At 67.7% G+C, this 17,993-nt stretch carries 15 protein-coding genes; 11 read left to right on the forward strand and 4 right to left on the reverse strand.

Features of this window, described 5'->3' with window-relative positions; all coding sequences use genetic code 11:
• Nucleotides 1-1,791, reverse strand: a complete 1,791-nt coding sequence (locus WDM91_16475; protein ID MEI9996193.1) for a long-chain-acyl-CoA synthetase — start codon at nucleotides 1,789-1,791, stop codon at nucleotides 1-3.
• Between the two features lie 67 nt (nucleotides 1,792-1,858).
• Here WDM91_16475 and WDM91_16480 point away from each other — a divergent pair, with 67 nt between their 5' ends.
• Complete coding sequence (locus WDM91_16480; GenBank protein MEI9996194.1) at nucleotides 1,859-2,077, forward strand: sulfurtransferase TusA family protein; 219 nt, start codon at nucleotides 1,859-1,861, stop codon at nucleotides 2,075-2,077.
• Here WDM91_16480 and WDM91_16485 read toward each other — a convergent pair.
• Complete coding sequence (locus tag WDM91_16485) at nucleotides 2,074-2,610, reverse strand: hypothetical protein (GenBank protein MEI9996195.1); 537 nt, start codon at nucleotides 2,608-2,610, stop codon at nucleotides 2,074-2,076. The two genes, WDM91_16480 and WDM91_16485, sit on opposite strands and share 4 nt — an antisense overlap.
• 110 nt (nucleotides 2,611-2,720) lie before the next feature.
• Here WDM91_16485 and WDM91_16490 point away from each other — a divergent pair, with 110 nt between their 5' ends.
• The 9 genes from WDM91_16490 (at nucleotide 2,721) to WDM91_16530 (ending at nucleotide 14,597) form a co-directional block, all read left to right on the forward strand.
• Nucleotides 2,721-3,383 carry a TetR/AcrR family transcriptional regulator gene (locus WDM91_16490; protein ID MEI9996196.1) on the forward strand — a complete coding sequence of 221 codons (663 nt, stop codon included), beginning with the start codon at nucleotides 2,721-2,723 and terminating at the stop codon, nucleotides 3,381-3,383.
• Nucleotides 3,380-4,204 (forward strand): HlyD family efflux transporter periplasmic adaptor subunit, encoded by an 825-nt coding sequence (locus tag WDM91_16495; GenBank protein MEI9996197.1) that lies wholly within the window; start codon nucleotides 3,380-3,382, stop codon nucleotides 4,202-4,204. The genes WDM91_16490 and WDM91_16495 overlap by 4 nt, the downstream gene beginning before the upstream one ends.
• Nucleotides 4,201-5,127, forward strand: coding sequence for an ABC transporter ATP-binding protein (locus WDM91_16500; GenBank protein MEI9996198.1), 927 nt, complete (start codon nucleotides 4,201-4,203; stop codon nucleotides 5,125-5,127). The genes WDM91_16495 and WDM91_16500 overlap by 4 nt, the downstream gene beginning before the upstream one ends.
• A gap of 265 nt (nucleotides 5,128-5,392) precedes the next feature.
• Nucleotides 5,393-6,553: an ABC transporter permease gene (locus WDM91_16505; GenBank protein MEI9996199.1), complete on the forward strand. Its 1,161-nt coding sequence runs from the start codon at nucleotides 5,393-5,395 to the stop codon at nucleotides 6,551-6,553.
• Nucleotides 6,554-6,669: 116 nt separating this feature from the next.
• Complete coding sequence (locus WDM91_16510; GenBank protein MEI9996200.1) at nucleotides 6,670-8,118, forward strand: glycosyltransferase family 2 protein; 1,449 nt, start codon at nucleotides 6,670-6,672, stop codon at nucleotides 8,116-8,118.
• Between the two features lie 188 nt (nucleotides 8,119-8,306).
• The gene (locus WDM91_16515; GenBank protein MEI9996201.1) at nucleotides 8,307-8,921 is read left to right on the forward strand and encodes a CHAP domain-containing protein; all 615 of its coding nucleotides are present in this window, start codon (nucleotides 8,307-8,309) and stop codon (nucleotides 8,919-8,921) included.
• 318 nt (nucleotides 8,922-9,239) lie between these two features.
• The gene (locus tag WDM91_16520; GenBank protein MEI9996202.1) at nucleotides 9,240-11,204 is read left to right on the forward strand and encodes a potassium transporter Kup; all 1,965 of its coding nucleotides are present in this window, start codon (nucleotides 9,240-9,242) and stop codon (nucleotides 11,202-11,204) included.
• Nucleotides 11,205-11,206: 2 nt separating this feature from the next.
• Nucleotides 11,207-13,081 carry a potassium transporter Kup gene (locus tag WDM91_16525; protein MEI9996203.1) on the forward strand — a complete coding sequence of 625 codons (1,875 nt, stop codon included), beginning with the start codon at nucleotides 11,207-11,209 and terminating at the stop codon, nucleotides 13,079-13,081.
• 55 nt (nucleotides 13,082-13,136) lie between these two features.
• Nucleotides 13,137-14,597: a carboxylesterase family protein gene (locus tag WDM91_16530; GenBank protein MEI9996204.1), complete on the forward strand. Its 1,461-nt coding sequence runs from the start codon at nucleotides 13,137-13,139 to the stop codon at nucleotides 14,595-14,597.
• 15 nt (nucleotides 14,598-14,612) lie between these two features.
• On the opposite strand, the gene WDM91_16535 is transcribed toward WDM91_16530, so the two are convergent.
• The gene (locus WDM91_16535) at nucleotides 14,613-15,791 is read right to left on the reverse strand and encodes a class I SAM-dependent rRNA methyltransferase (protein MEI9996205.1); all 1,179 of its coding nucleotides are present in this window, start codon (nucleotides 15,789-15,791) and stop codon (nucleotides 14,613-14,615) included.
• A gap of 160 nt (nucleotides 15,792-15,951) precedes the next feature.
• Here WDM91_16535 and WDM91_16540 point away from each other — a divergent pair, with 160 nt between their 5' ends.
• Nucleotides 15,952-16,419 carry a hypothetical protein gene (locus tag WDM91_16540; GenBank protein ID MEI9996206.1) on the forward strand — a complete coding sequence of 156 codons (468 nt, stop codon included), beginning with the start codon at nucleotides 15,952-15,954 and terminating at the stop codon, nucleotides 16,417-16,419.
• Nucleotides 16,420-16,461: 42 nt separating this feature from the next.
• Here WDM91_16540 and WDM91_16545 read toward each other — a convergent pair whose 3' ends face one another.
• Entirely contained in the window at nucleotides 16,462-17,973 is a 1,512-nt protein-coding gene (locus WDM91_16545) for a carboxylesterase/lipase family protein (protein MEI9996207.1), read from the reverse strand.
• Nucleotides 17,974-17,993 lie beyond the last annotated feature (20 nt).

A 17,993-nucleotide genomic window follows, 5' to 3' on the forward strand; every position in this document is an offset into this window, starting at 1 on the left:
TCACAACTTGACCGCACCGCCTGCGATCGCCGCATACACCTCCGGCGTCAGCCGCTCATACGCGCCGCTCGCATGGTTCAGCCAGTAGAGCGGGTCGCGGATCGTGCCGGGATCGAAGCCGTCCTGCACCAGCTCGACCTTGCGCTGCTTGAACGTGCCGGTGATCTCGAGCTCCGGCAGCAGGCGCAGGAAGATCGGCCGCGCGTAGCTCGGCAGGTTGTCCGCCAGCGCGCCCGCGAGCTTGGCAAGATCGAAGGCCGGCCCGATCACCAGCGCCGCCATGCCGGCCCGCCCGTCCATCCCCGGGACCGCGACGCCGTAGACATTGGCTTCCCGGATCCCGGGCACGACGCCCAGCGCCTCGGCGACTTCGCTGGTCGCGACGTTCTCGCCCTTCCAGCGGAAGGTGTCGCCGATCCGGTCGACGAAATAGAAGTAGCCCAGCCGGTCGCGCCGCATCAGGTCGCCGGTGCGGAACCAGGCATCGCCCGTCGCGAAGACGTCGTGCAGCACCTTCTTCTGCGTGTCGGCCGCCTTGGTATAGCCGTCGAAGGTCTTGCCCGGCTCGCCGCCGATCTGGCCGATCGTCTCGCCCACCTCGTTGTCGGCGCATTCGATGCAGAAACCGTCCGGGCCGCGCACCGGCAGCTCGCGCTCGACGTCGAACTTCACGATCCGCGTGGTCACGATCCGCCGCATATAGGACGGCACCCGCCCGACCGCGCCGACCGTGCCGTCATAGTTGAGCATCGAGACATTGCCCTCGGTGGCGCCGTAGAACTCGATGATCCTCGGAATCGCGAAGCGCGTCTGGAAGCTCTTCCAGATCTCCGGCCGCAGCCCGTTGCCGGTGATGGCGCGGATCTTGTGGTCGCGTTCGTGCGGCGCCGGCGGCGCGTTCAGCAGGTAGCGGCAGAGCTCGCCGATATACTGGAACAGCGTCGCGTCATGGCGGTGCACGTCGTCCCAGAACTCGCTGACCGACAGCTTGCGCTTGAGGATCACCGATCCGCCGGTGAGCAACGCCGGCCCGATGGCGCACACCCCGCCCGCCGAATGATAGAGCGGCAGCACGTTGTACATCCGGTCCTCGGCCCGCGCGTTCAGCCCGCTGGCGAAGCCGTGCATCATGAACAGCATGCGCAGATGCGTGAAGTTCGACGCCTTGGGCAAACCGGTCGTGCCTGAGGTGTAGATGTAGAAGGCCTTGTCCTTGACCGTCACGCCGGCGCGCCAGGCGGGATCGGCCTTCGCGGCCGGCTGGCGGGCGAGCGCGGCATCGAAATCCTCGAGCCCGGGCATCGTGCCGCCGGCGCTCCAGCCGACCGGCCGCGGCACGATCTGCGGCGCCGCTTCGGCATAGGTCTCGCAGAGCTCGGCGCCGACGATCGCGTGCCGGGCGCCGGCGATGGCGATGGAGTGGGCCAGGGGGATGCCGCGCAGGTTGCTGTTGATCAGGGCGACGACCGCGCCGACCTTGAGCAGGCCGAGCCAGGTCGCGACATATTCCGGGCGGTTCTCCATCAGCAGCGCGACCGCGTCGCCGCGGCCGATGCCGACCTGCCGGGCCCAATGCGCCACGCGGTCGGCATGCGCATCGAGCGCCGCATAGCTCATCCGGCGTTCGAGGAAATGGAAGGCGGCATTGTCCGGCGTGGCGCGCGCCTGCGCCTCGACGATATCCACAATGGTGTGCGGGCTGTCCGGCGTCACGCCGCGCAGCGAAAACAGGGTGCGGCCGATGGCCGAGATATAGATGGCCTCGCGCGACAGCGCGCTCAACAGTCCCATGCCGCCCGTGACAGCTTTGACCTAAGGTTTCGAATCTAAGGCTTAGCCGGTTACCGATCGCGAGACCATGTCCGAACCGCTCTACCTGCGTGGCCTGAAGTGTCCGCTGCCTGCGCTGCTCGCACGTCGCGCCTTGGCGCGCGCCTTGCCCGGCACGGAGATCGCGGTCGTCGCCGACGATCCGCTGGCCGCGGTCGACATTCCGCATATGTGCCATCGGGAAGGCTATGCCGTCGTGGATGTGACCCGCGACGGCGCCCTTACACGTCTCACGCTTCGCCGTTAAGGCGCTGGCGGCGGCGGTACGGCCGCCGGACCCAGCCGTGCGATCACATCCGACGCCTGCAGGGCATGCGGATCCTGATGCGCCTGTTCGGGCGTCAGCAGCACGATCTCGGCATAGGCTTCATAGCGCGTCGTGGGGAAAGTGGTGTTCTGCCAGAACGGATCCCAGGGATCGTAGCGCCAGCTGTGGCGGTACCAGCCGAAGCCCGGGCCCCATCCCGGACCCCAGCCGGGATAGCCGGCGAAGTCGGTGTGATAGGTGGTCTTGGCCTCGGTATCGCGATTATCGAAGGCGAACCAGCCATAGCCCGCGTCGCGGGTCACCTCGGCCGCCCGCAACAGCAGGTAATTCTCCACCACGTCGCGGCGGGTCTGCGAATTGCCGGTGAAGGTCACGCGATAGCGATTCTCCGCCAGGCGCTGGTCGGAATAGCCGGTGCCGCGGTCGCTCTGCGCGGGATGATAGGTCGACGGGCTGACGCAGCCCGCCAGGACCACGATCGCAGCCGACAAAGCTAGGTGTTTGAAAAGCATGTCGTTTCTCCTGCCTAGCGTTAATAACAACTATATAGCCTGCAAGTTCCGCGGACCGGAGTTGCAAAAGTTTCACTTTATAACTGACCGGTCAGTTACTAATATAAGCGATGGAACCACCCACCTCCAGCCTTGAGAGCGCCACCGATCATCGCTGGACCCGTCGCAAACAGGCCCGTCCGGGCGAGATCCTCGATGCCGCGCTGAAGATCTTCGCCGCCAAGGGCTACGCCGCCGCCCGGATGGAGGACATCGCGCGCGAAGCCGGCGTGACCAAGGGCACGATCTATCTCTACTTCGAGAACAAGGAAGCGGTCTTCAAATCGTTGGTGCGTGAATCCATCGGCACGACCGTGACCGCGGTGACGGAGCATCTGCGCAACTTCAAGGGGCCGGTGCGCGAGCTGATGCGCTTCGCGCTCGGGGCCATGGCGTCGCTGCTGGTGAACAGCGACCGCGTCGTGCTGCCCAAGATCATCATCGCCGAAAGCGGCAATTTTCCCGAGCTCGCCCGCTTCTACCGCTTCGAGATCATCGCACGCGGCCTCGATGCCTTCAGCGCGGTGATCGCCTATGGCATCGAGCAGGGCGAATTCCGCCCGCTGCCGGTCGAGCATGTCGTGCGCCTGTGCATCGCGCCTGTGCTGCTGGGGGCGATCTGGCACGCCACCTTCGCGCAGTTCGACGAGGCGCCCTACGACTATCGCGGCCTGATCGACACCCATCTCGATGTCCTGTTCCGCGGCCTGGCACCCGAAGGCGCCGCGCCATGACGCGCGCCGTGCTGCTGCTGCTGGTCCTTCTGCTTGTCGGCTGCGGCCAGCCCGACGACCAACGCTGGCTGGGCTATGTCGAAGGCGAGAGCGCCTTCATCGCCGCGCCGCAGGCCGGCTGGATGGCGCGGGTCGCGGTCCGGCGCGGCGACGCGGTGAAGACCGGCGACCTGCTCTTCACCCTCGACGACACCAGCCAGGCCGCCGCGCGCGACCAGGCCGATGCCGCGATCGCGCTGGCGCAAAGCCAGCGTGTCGCGGCCGAGGCGACGCGCACGCTGACGCAGAAAGAGCTGACGCGCCAGGCCAATCTCCTCGCCGCGAAGGCCGGTACCAAACAGGCCTACGACGTCGCCAAGGCGAATTACGACTCTGCCGTCGCGCAGGTCGGCCAGATCGATGCGCAGATCGCGCAGGCGCGTGCGTCGCTGTCGGGCGCGGCCTATCAGCTCTCCGAACGCGACGTGGTCTCGCGCACCACCGGGCAGGTGCAGGACGTCTTCTTCCGCACCGGCGAATATGCGCCCGCGATGACGCCGGTGGTCTCCGTCCTGCCGCCGGAGAACATCTATGTCCGCTTCTTCGTGCCGGAGGCGCAGTTCGCGCGCGTCAAGCTCGGCCAACGTGTCGCGATCGGCTGCGACGGCTGCCCGGCGGGCCTCACCGCCACGGTGACCTTCATCGCGAGCCAGGAGGAGTTCACCCCGCCGGTGATCTTCTCCATCGGCAGCCGCGAGAAGCTGGTGTTCAAGATCGAGGCCCGCGCCCCGCACGGCCTCAAGCTCAATCCGGGCCAGCCGGTGGACGTGCGGCCGTTATGACGGCTGAACGCGCCATCGACGTCCATGGCCTGACCAAGCGCTTCGGCAGCAAGGTCGCGGTCAACAAGATCGACATCGCGGTGCCCAGCGGCGAGGTCTGGGGCTTCCTCGGCCCCAATGGCTCGGGCAAGACGACGACCATCCGCATGCTCTGCGGCCTGCTCCACGCCAGCGCAGGCGAGGGCACGGTGCTGGGCTACGATTTCCGCACCCAGTCGGAACAGATCAAGCGCGAGGTCGGCTACATGACCCAGAAGTTCAGCTTCTGGGAGGATCTCTCGATCCGCGAGAATCTGGACTTCGTCGCCCGGGTCTATGGCCTGCCCAACGCGCGCGCCGCGGTAACCCAGGCGCTGGAGCGCCTGGGTCTGATCCAGCGCCAGAACCAGCTGGCCGGGGCGCTGTCGGGCGGCTGGAAGCAGCGCCTCGCGCTCGCCGCCTGCATGCTGCACCGGCCCAAGATGCTGCTGCTCGACGAGCCGACCGCCGGCGTCGACCCCAAGGCGCGGCGCGATTTCTGGGACGAGATCCACCGGCTGAGCGCCGAGGGGCTCACCGTCCTCGTCAGCACGCATTACATGGACGAAGCGGAGCGCTGCGACCGCATCGTCTACATCAATCTCGGGACCATCGTCGCGCGCGGCACGGTGGCGGAGGTGATCGCGAAATCCGCTCTCACCACCTTCATCGTGGAAGGCGAAGGCGCCCGCGCCCTGGCGGGCCGGCTGCACGGCCTGCCGGGCGTCGAATTCGTCGCCTTCTTCGGCGCCGCGCTGCATGTCAGCGGCAAGGACAAGGCGGCGCTCGAGCGCGCGCTGGCGCCGTTCCGCACCGAGCCGGGCCTGGCGATCCACCAGGCGCCGCCCAGCCTGGAAGACGTCTTCATCCAGCTCCAGGGGCAGGGTACGGGGGAATACGCATGACCGCCCGCGGACCGGCGAGGTTCGATTGGCTGGCTGTGCGACTCCGAAAAGGCATCGCGGCAAATCCCTCCGTGTCATCCCCGGCGGACCGCGCACGCGACGCGTGCGCGGTGCGGGAAGGGGGCCCAGGTCTCTCCGCTGCGCAGAAGCGTCTCCGTCTGGGTCCCCTTCCCTCGCTTCGGACGCTGGCGCGCCCGAAGCTCGCCGGGGATGACAACGGAGATGGGATCGCGGCGCCCGCAACGGGCCCCGACAGGTCCGCCGCATGAGTGCTGCGTCGCCCCCAACCAGATCTCACCGCTTCTCCTTCCGCCGCATCCTTGCCGTGCTCGACAAGGAGTTCATCCAGATGCGGCGCGACCGGCTGACCCTCGGGCTCATCCTCGGCGTGCCGCTGATGCAGCTCGTGCTGTTCGGCTTCGCGATCAACAACGATCCCAAGCACCTGCCGACCGCGGTCTCGATCTCCGATCCGGGCACCTTCGCGAACTCCATCGTCGCGGCGCTCAACAATTCCGGCTATTTCGACGTCCTGAAAGCGACCAACGATCCGCGGGAGGCCGACCGCCTCCTGGCGCAGGGCAAGGTCTCGTTCGTCGTGGAGATCCCGACCAATTTCTCGCGCGACCTGGTGCGCGGGGCGCAGCCCGAACTCCTGATCCGGGCCGATGCCACCGATCCCGCCTCGTCCTCCAATGCGGTGAGCGCGCTGGGCGAGCTCGCGACCGACGCCTTGCGCGACGATCTCACAGGCGCACTGGCGATCCGCGCGTCGCCGGCGCCCGCCTTCACCGCGGTGATCCATCGCCTCTACAATCCCGAGATCATCACCCAGTACAACATCGTGCCCGGCCTGCTCGGCATCATCCTCACCATGACCATGGTGCTGATGACCTCCATGGCGCTGACCCGCGAGCGCGAGCGCGGCACCTATGAGAACCTGCTCGCCATGCCCGTCACGCCGGTCGAGATCATGATCGGCAAGATCGCCCCGAACATCGTGGTCGGGCTGGTCCAGGCCGCGCTCGTCCTGCTCGCGGCCTGGCTGGTCTTCGGCGTGCCGATGCTCGGCTCGCTGACCCTGCTGGGCGCCGTGCTGATCGTCTTCATCGCGGCCAATCTCGCCGTCGGCTATACGTTCTCTACCATCGCGCAGAACCAGCTCCAGGCCATGCAGATGATGGTCTTCTTCCTGCTCCCCGCCATCCTGCTGTCCGGTTTTGCCTTTCCGTTCCGCGGCATGCCGGTCTGGGCACAGTGGATCGGCGAGGTCCTGCCCGTGACACATTTCCTCCGGGTGGTCCGCGGCATATTGCTCAAGGGCAACGGACCGGCTGAAATCTGGCCGGATGTCTGGCCGCTTCTCCTCTTTCTGGTTGCGGTGGGAACCATCGCCCTGCTGCGCTTCCGCCGGACCCTCGATTGAGGCTTTGCCCCAAGCTTGCTAAAGCTAACCGGCCGTTACAGATTCCGGCCAAATGACACCCCCCGGTGCAACGGGGCGTTTTCTTCGGAAATTTGAGTGGGGTCCGAACGCTTCGCATGACCGGTCTATCGATCCTCCTGCAATGCATGCTGGCCGGTGTGCTGTGCCTCATTGCGGTGCTGTCGCTCCAGCTCGTCGCGCTGGCCTATTTCCGCCTCTTCAAGCCTGCCCCGCGGGTGCGCATGCCGCTGCTGCCGGACGCGGCGCTGCCGCGCGTCCTGGTGCAGCTTCCGGTCTGCGACGAGGGCCCGCTGGCGGTCCGCGTCGCCGCCGCCGCCGCCAGGCTGGACTGGCCGCGCGACAAGCTCGAGATCCAGGTCCTCGACGACGGCCGCACCGGCAATCCCGAAGAGCTGATCCGCGCGATCATGAGCGTGGTGCCCGAAGGCGTGAACCTGAAGGTGCTGCGCCGCGGCGAGCGCTCGGGCTTCAAGGCCGGCAACCTGGCCTTCGGCCTCACCCATTCGGACGCGCCCTATGTCGCGATCTTCGACGCCGATTTCGTGCCGCCGACCGATTATCTGCGCCGCACCGTGCCGGCATTGGTCGCCGACCAGGGCCTGGCCTATGTCCAGGCGCGCTGGGGCCATGCCAACCGCACCAAGAACTGGCTGACCCGCGCCCAGGGCATGCTTCTGGACGCCCATTTCGCGGTGGAGCAGGAGGGCCGCTTCCGTGCCGGCCTGCCCATGTCGTTCAACGGCACTGCGGGCGTCTGGAGCCGGGCGGCGATCGACAATGGCGGCGGCTGGACCGGCGACACGCTGACCGAAGACCTCGACCTCTCGATGCGCTGCGCGATGAAGGGCTGGCGCACCGCCATGCTCTCCGACATCGAAGTGCCGGGCGAACTGCCGGAGACCGCCGCGGCCTGGCGGGCGCAGCAGGCGCGCTGGACCAAGGGCCACGCCCAGACGGCCGTGAAGCTGATGCCGCTGATCTGGGCCAGCGACATGCCCGTCTGGAAGAAGACCGCGATGTCGCTCCAGATGTGCCAGTTCGCGTTCTACACCCTGGCCTTCTTCAGCGCCGTGATCAGCCTGACGCTGATGTATCTGGGCGTGGTCTATATCGCCTCGGTCTCGACGCTGGGTCTCACGGTCTCCGCCCTCGGCCTCATCGCCTCGACCGGCTATCTCTATCTCGGCCAGCGCATGCTGGGGCGCGAGGGCCTGCCCTGCATCGCCCGCTCCATCGCCCTGGCGGTGATCTTCCCCTCCGGCCTCATCCTCGCCAACACCCGCGCGACCTATGAGGCCTTCTTCAGCTCCCAGATGACCTTCCATCGGACGCTGCGTCCGGGGGAGCGCTATGCCGGCGGCTGGCGCGGCGGACCGGAGCTGGTGATCGGCCTTTTGCTGCCGATTTTCGCTTTCGCCGAGCAGGCCTGGAGCGCGCCGTTCTTCTTCTTCGCGGTCACCGGCCTGGTCTCGATCGGGGCGATGGGGCTGTCCGGATCGGGCGCGGCCATGCCGCAGCGCAAAATCGGCCCGGAGAATAGTTGAAAGGTCAAGCGAATTTTGACCTTTTCAAATGCAGGCCAAGGCTTTAACTGCGATTTGAACCGCTGCTGGTAGCGTGGCCCCTGGGCCGCTGCTTCGGCCCTTGAGGGGAAAATTGCATGACGTCTGTCCCGACTCTTCGTGTCCTTGCGGCTGCGTGCCTTTGCGCTCTCCTGGGCGGCTGCGGCGCGATGGCGGATACGGAATCGTCGGCAGCGGATCTCGGCTATGCCCATGCCGACCGTGGGACCACCCCGGCCGGCCCGCTGGCCGATCCGACCCTCTTCCCCGACGATGACGACGCCAGCACGGCGCCGGGTACGGTCGAAGGCGCCCATCTGCAATGCGTGCCCTATGCCCGCGACCACTCGCAGGTCAACCTGCACGGCAACGCCTATACCTGGTGGGATCAGGCCGCCGGCCAGTATGCAAGAGGCAGCGATCCGGTGCTGGGTTCGATCCTGGTGCTGAACGGCTACGGTAAGCGCCGCGCCCATGTCGCGGTGGTCCGCCGCATCGTCTCGCCGCGCGAGATCCGCATCGACCACGCCAACTGGCTCGACGATGGCGCGATCTACGTCAACGATCCGGTGGTGGATGTCAGCCCGGACAATGACTGGACCCAGGTCAAGGTGTGGAATATCCGGGGCGGTTCCTGGGGCACGCGAACCTACCATGTCCAGGGCTTCATCGGACCCGGCCCCGCCAACGGCAACCCCGTGGTGGCGTCCTACCGGGCGCCGCAAGGCGACGATCCGATCGCCCGCCAGATCGCCGCCTCCGACGCCGCCGACGACGCCCGCTAGCGGAACGCGAAGTCGCCGAAGACCCGTGAAGCGATCAAGCGATTGCGGATCGCACGGCACGGTCGTCCTCGGCGTGTCGTTCTTGGGCACAGCGGGCCAGCCAGTTCATCAGCGAACCCAAAGAGATAGCGGAATTGTGCGCCATTCCGCCTCGCCCCTCTTTGCGTGTTCCCCGCATAGGCCTATTTTCCCCGCCTTCGCGAGCGGCCCGCCGACCGGCCGTATCGAGAGTCCCGCCCGGAAGGGGGCGAGAGCGTCGCAAACCAACAAGGCCAGCTTCGCGTTACCGCCCCGCCGGATGAGCCCCAAAACAAAACCGTGAGCCCTCCAGACAGCCTCGCGTCCCCCGTGGCGCCGAACGACCCGCTTGCCGGCCTAGAGGTGCCCGCGGCGCATCCGCCCGCGGCGGCGGACGGCCCGCGCTCGTGGAAGCGCGACGCGATGTTGACGCTCGGCGCGCTCGGCGTGGTGTTCGGCGATATCGGCACCAGCCCGCTCTATGCGATGCGCGAGACCGTTCTGGCCACCGGCGGCGCCATGCCCAACCAGGCGGCGATCTTCGGCGCCCTGTCGCTGATCCTCTGGGCCCTCGTCATCATCGTGACGCTCAAATACGTCGTCCTCATCATGCGGGCCGACAACAATGGCGAGGGCGGCGTGCTCGCGCTCGCGACGCTGGCGCACCGCTCGGCCCGGCTCGGCCGCCGCGTCAAGATGATGATCGGCTTCGGCGCGATCCTCGGTCTCGCCCTGTTCTACGGCGACGGCATGTTGACGCCCGCGATCTCCGTGCTCTCCGCCGTCGAGGGCCTGACCGTCGGCCGCCATTCGCTCGAGCCGCTGGTGATGCCGCTCTCGCTGATCATCCTGATCGGCCTGTTCCTGATCCAGAGCCGCGGCACGGCGCGCATCGGACGGCTGTTCGGGCCGGTGATGATCGTGTGGTTCATCGTCCTCGCCGTGCTGGGCGTGAGCTGGATCGTCCGCGCGCCGCAGATCCTCGCCGCGCTCAATCCCTATTACGGCGTCGAGCTCTTCTTCCGCGAGCCCTGGACGGCGTTCGTCGCGCTCGGCTCCGTCGTGCTGGCGGTGACGGGCTGCGAGGCGCTCTATGCCGATATGGGCCATTTCGGCCGCCATCCGATCCGCTTCGCCTGGTTCGCCCTCGCGCTGCCCGCGCTGATGCTGAACTATTTCGGCCAGGGCGCCTCGCTGCTGCTCAATCCGCATCACGCCGCCACCGCGTTCTATTCCATGGCGCCGCATTGGGCGCATTTCCCGCTGGTGGCGCTGGCGACGCTGGCGACGATCATCGCCAGCCAGGCGGTGATCTCCGGTGTCTTCTCCATCACCCGCCAGGCGGTGCAGCTGGGCCAGCTGCCGCGCATGGAGATCCGCCACACCTCGATGACCGATTACGGCCAGATCTACGTGCCGCGGATGAATGCCCTGCTGCTGATCGGCGTCGTCCTGATCGTCCTGATCTTCCGCAGCTCCACCAATCTCGCGGCCGCTTACGGCATCGCGGTGACCGGCGTGATGGTGATCGACACCTTCCATGTCAGCCTGGTGGCGGCGCGGCAATGGCATTGGGGCATCAAGCTGGCCTTCGGCGTGTTCGGCCTGCTCGGCCTGATCGACGTGACCATGCTGCTGTCCAACATGTTGAAGATCCCACAGGGCGGCTGGCTGCCGCTCGCCATCGCGGCCGGCGTGTTCGTGGTGATGGAGACCTGGCGCATCGGCCGCCGCGCGCATCAGGACCGCATCCGCAGCGAGTCGATGCCGCTCAGCCTGTTCCTCGCGCGCGCCGACAAGTTCACCACCCGCGTCGCGGGCACCGCGGTGTTCATGAGCGCCCGCAACGACGTGATGCCCGGCGCGCTGCTGCACAACCTCAAGCACAACAAGGTGCTGCATGAGCGCGTGATCCTCTGCAACGTGGTGGTCGAGGACAAGCCGCTGGTCCCGGCCGACAAGCGCCTGGAGGTCGAAAAGCTCGGCAAAGGCTTCTACAGCGTGCGCATCCATCACGGCTTCTTCGAAACGCCCGACGTGCCGCGCGCCCTCAGCGAGGCGCGCCCCTTCGGGATCGTCGTGGATGTCGACACCGCGACCTTCTTCATCGGCCATGAGACGCTGGTGCCGGCCGAGCATCCGGTGCTTGGCCGCTGGCGCACTTGGCTCTATATGCAGCTGGCGTCGAACGCGTTGTCGCCGGCCCGTTTCTATCATTTGCCGCCCAATCGCGTCGTCGAGCTGGGCACACAGGTAACGATCTGACGATGACAGCGAGGGGAGCCGGCGGCTGGCGGCGCGAGGCGGGGCTGACGCTCGGTGCGCTGGGCGTCGTGTTCGGCGACATCGGCACCAGCCCGCTCTATGCGGTGAAGAACTCGGTCGTGGCCGCGGGCGGCGCCTTGCCGGGCCATGCCGCGGTTCTGGGCGCGATCTCGCTGATCTTCTGGGCCCTGCTGATCGTGGTGACGGTCAAATACGTGGTCTTCATCATGCGCGCCGACAACAACGGCGAAGGCGGCGTCATGGCGCTGGCGGCGCTGGCGCACCGTTCGAGCGGTCTGGGCCGCCGGCTCAAGACCGCCATCGCGCTGGTGTCGCTGGCCGGCCTCGCGCTGTTCTACGGCGACGGCATGCTCACGCCGGCGATCTCGGTGCTCTCGGCGGTCGAAGGCCTGGGCGTCGAGAGCGACAGCCTGAAGGCGCTGATCCTGCCGCTCACCCTGGCGATCCTGGTCGGCCTGTTCCTGCTGCAGCGCTACGGCACGGAGCGCATCGGCAAGCTGTTCGGGCCCGTCATGGTGCTCTGGTTCGTCGTCACGGCGGTGCTGGGCGCCGCCGCCATCGCCCGCGATCCCGAAATCCTGTGGGCCGCGCTGCCCAGCTACGGCGTCGCGCTGTTCGTGCACGAGCCCTGGACGGCATTCGTCGCGCTCGGCTCCGTCGTGCTGGCGGTGACCGGGTGCGAGGCGCTCTACGCCGATATGGGCCATTTCGGGCGCGGCCCGATCCGCAACGCCTGGCTGTATTTCGCGCTGCCCGCGCTGCTGCTGAACTATTTCGGCCAGGGCGCCATCGTCCTTGCCGACCCGCGGGCCGCCAGCAACACCTTCTACGCGCTGGCGCCGCACTGGGCGCACTATCCCGTCGTGATCCTCGCCACCTTCGCGACCATCATCGCCAGCCAGGCGGTGATCTCCGGCGTCTTCTCGATCACCCGCCAGGCGATCCAGCTCGGCCAGGTGCCGCGCATGGAGATCCGCCACACCTCGGCGACCGAGGTCGGCCAGATCTACGTGCCGCGCATCAACGCGATGCTCGCGATCGGCGTCGTGCTGATCGTGCTGATCTTCAAGACCTCCGACGCGCTGGCCGCTGCCTATGGCATCGCGGTCACCGGCGTGATGGTGATCAGCACCTTCCTGGTGGCGGTCGTCGCGATCCGCCAGTGGCATTGGCGCCGCCCGGTCGTCTTCGCGGTGTTCGGCCTGCTCGGCCTCGTCGATCTTGCCTTCCTGTCGTCCAACACGCTGAAGGTCATCCAGGGCGGCTGGCTGCCGCTCGCCATGGCGGCGATGGTGTTCGTCCTGATCGACACCTGGCGCGTCGGCCGCCGCGTGCATATGGATCATCTGCGCGACGGCACGCTGCCGCTCGACCTGTTCCTCGCCCGCGCCCCGGCCGAGCGCGTCGCCGGCACCGCGATCTTCCTGGCGGCCCGCACCGATGTGACGCCCGGCCCGATGCTGCACAGCCTGAAGCATTATCACGTGCTGCATGAGCGCGTGGTGCTCACCAGCATCACGGTGGACGACGTGCCCTTCGTCAGCGAAGCGCGGCGCGTCGAGGTGAAGAAGCTCGGCAAGGGCTTCTTCGAGGTCAAGATCCGCTTCGGCTTCTTCGAATTCCCCGACGTGCCCAAGGCGCTGGAGCGCTGCCGGCAATACGGCCTGGCGCTGGACGCCGACACCTCGACCTTCTTCCTCGGCCGCGAGACGCTGGTGGCCGGCGAGCATCCCGACATCAAGAGCTGGCGCATCGCGCTCTACACCTGGCTCGCGACCAACGCGCTGTCGCCCGCGCGCTTCTTCCAGCTCCCGCCCGGCCGGGTGGTGGAATTGGGCACGCAGATCACGATCTGATGACATTTGCGCGCGCGCCTTGCGCGACGGCGTTCTCGCGTCCTAGCGTTCGGCCATGATGCGCGCGCTTCTCCTTGCTGCCATTCTCCTCGCCACACCTGCCGCTGCATCCACCGTCATCATCGGCCAGGGCCCGCTCACCGGCACATCCGCCGATGGCGTCGACTCCTACAAGGCCATTCCCTATGCCGCGCCGCCGGTCGGCGATCTGCGCTGGCGCAGTCCGCAGGCGCCGCCGCATTGGCATGCCGCGCGCGACGCATCCGCATTCGGTCCCGCCTGTCCGCAGAACGTGACCGACGGCCTGATGAAGCGCGCCAACCTGCCGCAAAGCGAAGACTGCCTGACGCTCAATGTCTGGGCGCCGGCGCAGCACGCCGCGAAGCTGCCGGTCATGGTGTGGATCCATGGCGGCGGCTTCACCGCGGGCAGCGCCGCGATCCCGCGCTATGACGGCAGCCGGTTGGCGCATCGCGGCGTCGTGGTCGTCAGCTTCAACTACCGTCTCGGCCGCCTCGGCTTCTTCGCCCATCCCGCGCTGACCGAAGGGCCGGATTTCGGTCTCGAGGATCAGCTCGCGGCGCTGCGCTGGGTCCGCAGGAACATCGCGGCCTTCGGCGGCGATGCCGGCAATGTCACGATCTTCGGCGAAAGCGCCGGCGGCGACAGCGTCGCCTTGCTGATGATCTTGCCGCAGGCGAAGGGCCTGTTCGCCAGGGCGATCAGCGAATCCGCCTCGGTCCTGTTCGGCGCCACCACCCTCGACCACGCCCGCAAGGACGCCGCTGCCGTCGCGGCCAAGCTCGGTGCGACCGACGCCAGATCGCTGCGCGCCGCCGGCGTGGCCGCGCTCCTTGCCGCCGGCGACGACACGTCCGGTCCGATCGTCGACGGCACGTTCTTGAAAGAAGACGCGCCGGACGCCTTCGCGCACGGCCATTTCACGCCGGTGCCGCTGCTGATCGGCGCCAATTCGAACGAAGGCGCCATGCTGGGCGACGCCAACGACGCCGGCTGGCTGACCAAGCCCTTCGGCGATCGCCTGCCGGCCCTGCGCGCGCTCTATCCCGCCACCGATGCCGAATTCCATCGCCAGCTCTTCAGCGACCGCTTCTTCGCGGGCAGCGCGCGCTATATCGCCGGCTACGCCGCGGCCGCCACGCCGACCTATCTCTACAGCTTCGGCTTCGTCGCCGACCTGCTGCGCCGTCGCGGCGAGCAGGGCGTACGCCATGGCGGGGAATTGGCCTTCGTTTTCGGTCTCGGCGATCTCACGGTCTTCGCGCCGCCGCAGGACACGGCGATGGTCGACCTGGTGCAGTCCTACTGGACCAATTTCGCCAGGACCGGCGATCCCAATGCGCCGGGTCTGCCGCTCTGGCCGAAATTCGGCGGCGCGGCGCCCGCGACGCTGGTCTTCGGCGACGAGACCAGGGCGGTCCCGGATTTCCGCAAGGCCCAGTTCGACGCGGTGATGACGGCGTGGCCGGACAAGACGGGCGCGGCATCGCCATAAGCTGACACGGCGAGATCAGTCCAGCGCGTAGACCAGCGCCTTCAGATACGCCGTCTCCGGCAGCATCGGGTGCACCGGATGATCCGGTCCTGCGCCGGACTGGCGGATCAGCGACGCGCGCCGTCCGGTCTTTGCGATGCCGGCCGCGCATTCCGACGCGAAGCGTTCCACTGGAATGTTGTGCGAGCACGATGCGAGCAGCAGGAACCCGCCCGGCGCGGTGACTTCGGCCGCCAGCCGCGCCAGTTTGCGATAGGCCTTGGCGCCGGGCTCGAGATCCTTGCGCGCTCGCACGAAGGGCGGCGGATCGGCGATCACGAGGTCGAAGGTCTCCTTCGCGGCCGCCAGCCGCGCCATCTCCTCGAACACATCGGCCTTCACGGCCTTGATCGCGACGCCGTTCGCCGCCGCCGATTCTTCCGCCAGCGCGAGCGCCGGCGCCGACGAGTCGAGGCACACCGTCTCCGTCGCGCCCGCCTTCGCGGCCACAATGCCGAAGCCGCCGGTATAGGAATAGGCGTCGAGCACGCTCTTGCCCTTCGCCAGGCCCGCCATGAAGGCGCGGTTGTCGCGCTGGTCGTAATACCAGCCGGTCTTCTGCCCGCCGGTGAGATCGGCGAAATAGCGCGCGCCGTTCTCCTCCACCGCGATGCGACCCGCCTCGCCCTTCGCTGCGCGGACCGTTTCGTCCAAGCCTTCGAGGGCGCGTGCCGGCGCGTCGTTGCGCAGGATGACGGTCGTGGGCTCCAGCACCTTGTCGAGCGCCTTGAGCAGCGGCTCGGTCAGCGCCTCCATGCCCGCCGTGGTGATCTGCGCCACCAGCGTGTCGCCGAAACGGTCGAGCGTCAGTCCCGGCAGCCCATCGCCCTCCGCATGCACCAGCCGGTAGAACGGCCGCGCATAGACCGCATCGCGCAGTTTCAAGGCGCGCTCCAGATGCCGCACGAAAAAGCCGGTTCCCAGGACGACGTCCGGCGCCTTGTCGAGCAGGCGCACCGCGATCAGGCTCTTCGGATTGAAATATCCCGTGCCGACCGGCTGGCCGTCGTCGAACGCGACATTCACTGCGCTGCCCGGCGCCAGCGCCTTCGCGGCCCCGTCCATCTGCACTTCGTTGGAGAAGATCCAGGGCGCGCCGGCACGGGCGCGGCGGCCTTCCTTGGGCTTGAGGCGGATGGTTTTTCGGGAAATCATGGCGCGGCGTAGCATGAAGCCTGGGACAAAGCACCAAGAGCAAGGACACAAGGCGAGGCATGGCGTGCGGCGCCAGTGCCGAGGGTACCCCTCGCCGACCAAAGGAATTCCGGGCAATTTCCGGAAGAAGACGTCTCGATGTGGATTCAATAGGAAGCCCATGCCCAGCCCTGCTGATTTCGATCTCGCCGCCGCACACCGATATTTCGCGGCAAACTGCTTCAATCGCGCCTGGGATTTGATCGAGAAGGAAACACGGACCGAGGAAGACGACCGCATGATGGTCGCCTTGAGCTACGCGTCGATCTTTCATTGGGCGAACCGTCCCGATTGCGACAACCAAAAGCTGTCGGTCGGCTATTGGCAGGCCTCGCGGGTCCATGCGCTGATCGGCGATCCTCACACGGCGGTCAGGCTGGGCGGGATTTGCCTGTCCTATAGTAACGGCCTGCCGCCCTTCTTCGTGGCCTACGCGCATGAAGCGCTCGCGCGGGCGCACAAGCTGATGGGCGACCGGGCGGAGACGGAGCGCCATCTGACGGCGGCGCACCGGCTGCTCGTCTTGGTCGAGGACATGCACGATCGAAATCTGCTGGAGGCGGATCTCGAACAGCTTGCGCAGCGATAGAGGGTTCCGGTCGAAAACCCGCCGCGCCATGCGCGCGAAGCGTCAAGGTCCGATGCGGTCGGCCGGCACGGCCTCCCACGCCTTGCGCCGTACTTCGTTGGGCCGCGCCGTCACATGGGGCATGCCGTCGCCGAAGATCGTCGTCGCGCGCCTGGCGGCGTCATAGCGCATCCAGGCGCCCGAGGTGTCGTTCGAGGGATTGCCGTTCTTCGCAAAGGCGATCCAGCTGTCCATCATCTCCGCGGCCAGCGCATCGGCCTTGGGGCCGGCGCCGAAGAAGGGCGCCGCGCCCTTCATCTGATAGGTCCCGAAGGTGAAGCCCAGCTCCAGCGCATGGCAGGCGCCCAGCGCGCCGCCCAGGAACGGCGACGGCCAGTCGAAGCGATAGGCATAGGTCGGCCCGTGCGCGCCCTGCGCATCCAACAGCCGCGTCGCGGGCACGAAGAAGCTGTGATCCGTCATGATGTCGTTCCAGCGGTCGAACGGTGTGCCGCTCTCATAGGCGCCGACCACGTCATCGGCATGCGCCTCGCCGACCAGCCGTGTCGTCAGCTTTCGCAGCCCCGTCTCGTCCAGCGTCTTGAGGTTCTCGGCCGCGATGGTGAACAGCTTCCACTCGTCGCGTGTCGTGCCGGTGAGCAGGGGCACGCCCGCGGCCGAGCCCGCCGCGACGCAGGCGATGGCGCGCTGGGGCAGCACGGTCCCGTCGATCGTCGGCGCGAAGGGCATGCCGACGCCGACCTCGCGCGGCGCCTCCAGCATCGCCTTCTGCACTTCGAGGATCGCTTCCCAGGGAAGCTGTGTCGGATCGTCCGTGCCGAGCCTGTCCAGCACCATCTTCGCGATCTTCGCCGAGGCCTCGCGGCGATAGCCGATGTCGCTTGCCCCCGATTGCGGGATCGCCTTGTGGTAAAGGCCGCGCGCGCCGGGCGCGGCCAGCAGCGCGCCGACGCTCATGCCGCCGGCGCTCTCGCCGAAGATCGTGACGTTGTCCGGATCGCCGCCGAACGCCGCGATGTTGTCCTTCACCCAGCGCAGCGCTGCGATCTGGTCGCCCAGGCCTTCGGCGCCGGTCCCGGGCAGCTTGCCGCCGGTCGCGTCGTGCAGGTTCAGGAAGCCGAACGCGCCGAGCCGGTAGTTGATCGTCACCAGCACGATGTCGCCGCGCGGCACGAGGAACTTGCCGTTATAGGTCCCCACGCTGCCCGCGCCGGTGTTGAAGGCACCGCCATGGATCCACACCATCACCGCACGCTTCGCGTCGTCGCAGCCCGGCGTCTGGATGTTGAGATGGAGGCAGTCCTCCGAGCGCGTCCCCGGCGTGCCGCCCAGCACCGCGCCGGCGGCGGCGCCGACTTGCGGCGCGATCGGGCCGAACAGGGCGGCGTCCCGCACGCCTGCCCAGGGCTCCGGCGCCGCCGCCATCCGCCAGCGCAGCGGCCCGACCGGCGGCTTGGCATAGGGAATCCCATTGAAGCGCAGCACCCCGTCCCGGGCGGTGCCTTTCAGCCTGCCTTGCGCGATCTCGACCTCTGCGGAAACGGCCTGGTCCATCGTCTTGCCCTCGAGCGTTT

Source organism: Rhizomicrobium sp. (assembly GCA_037200385.1).
Lineage (GTDB): Bacteria > Pseudomonadota > Alphaproteobacteria > Micropepsales > Micropepsaceae > Rhizomicrobium.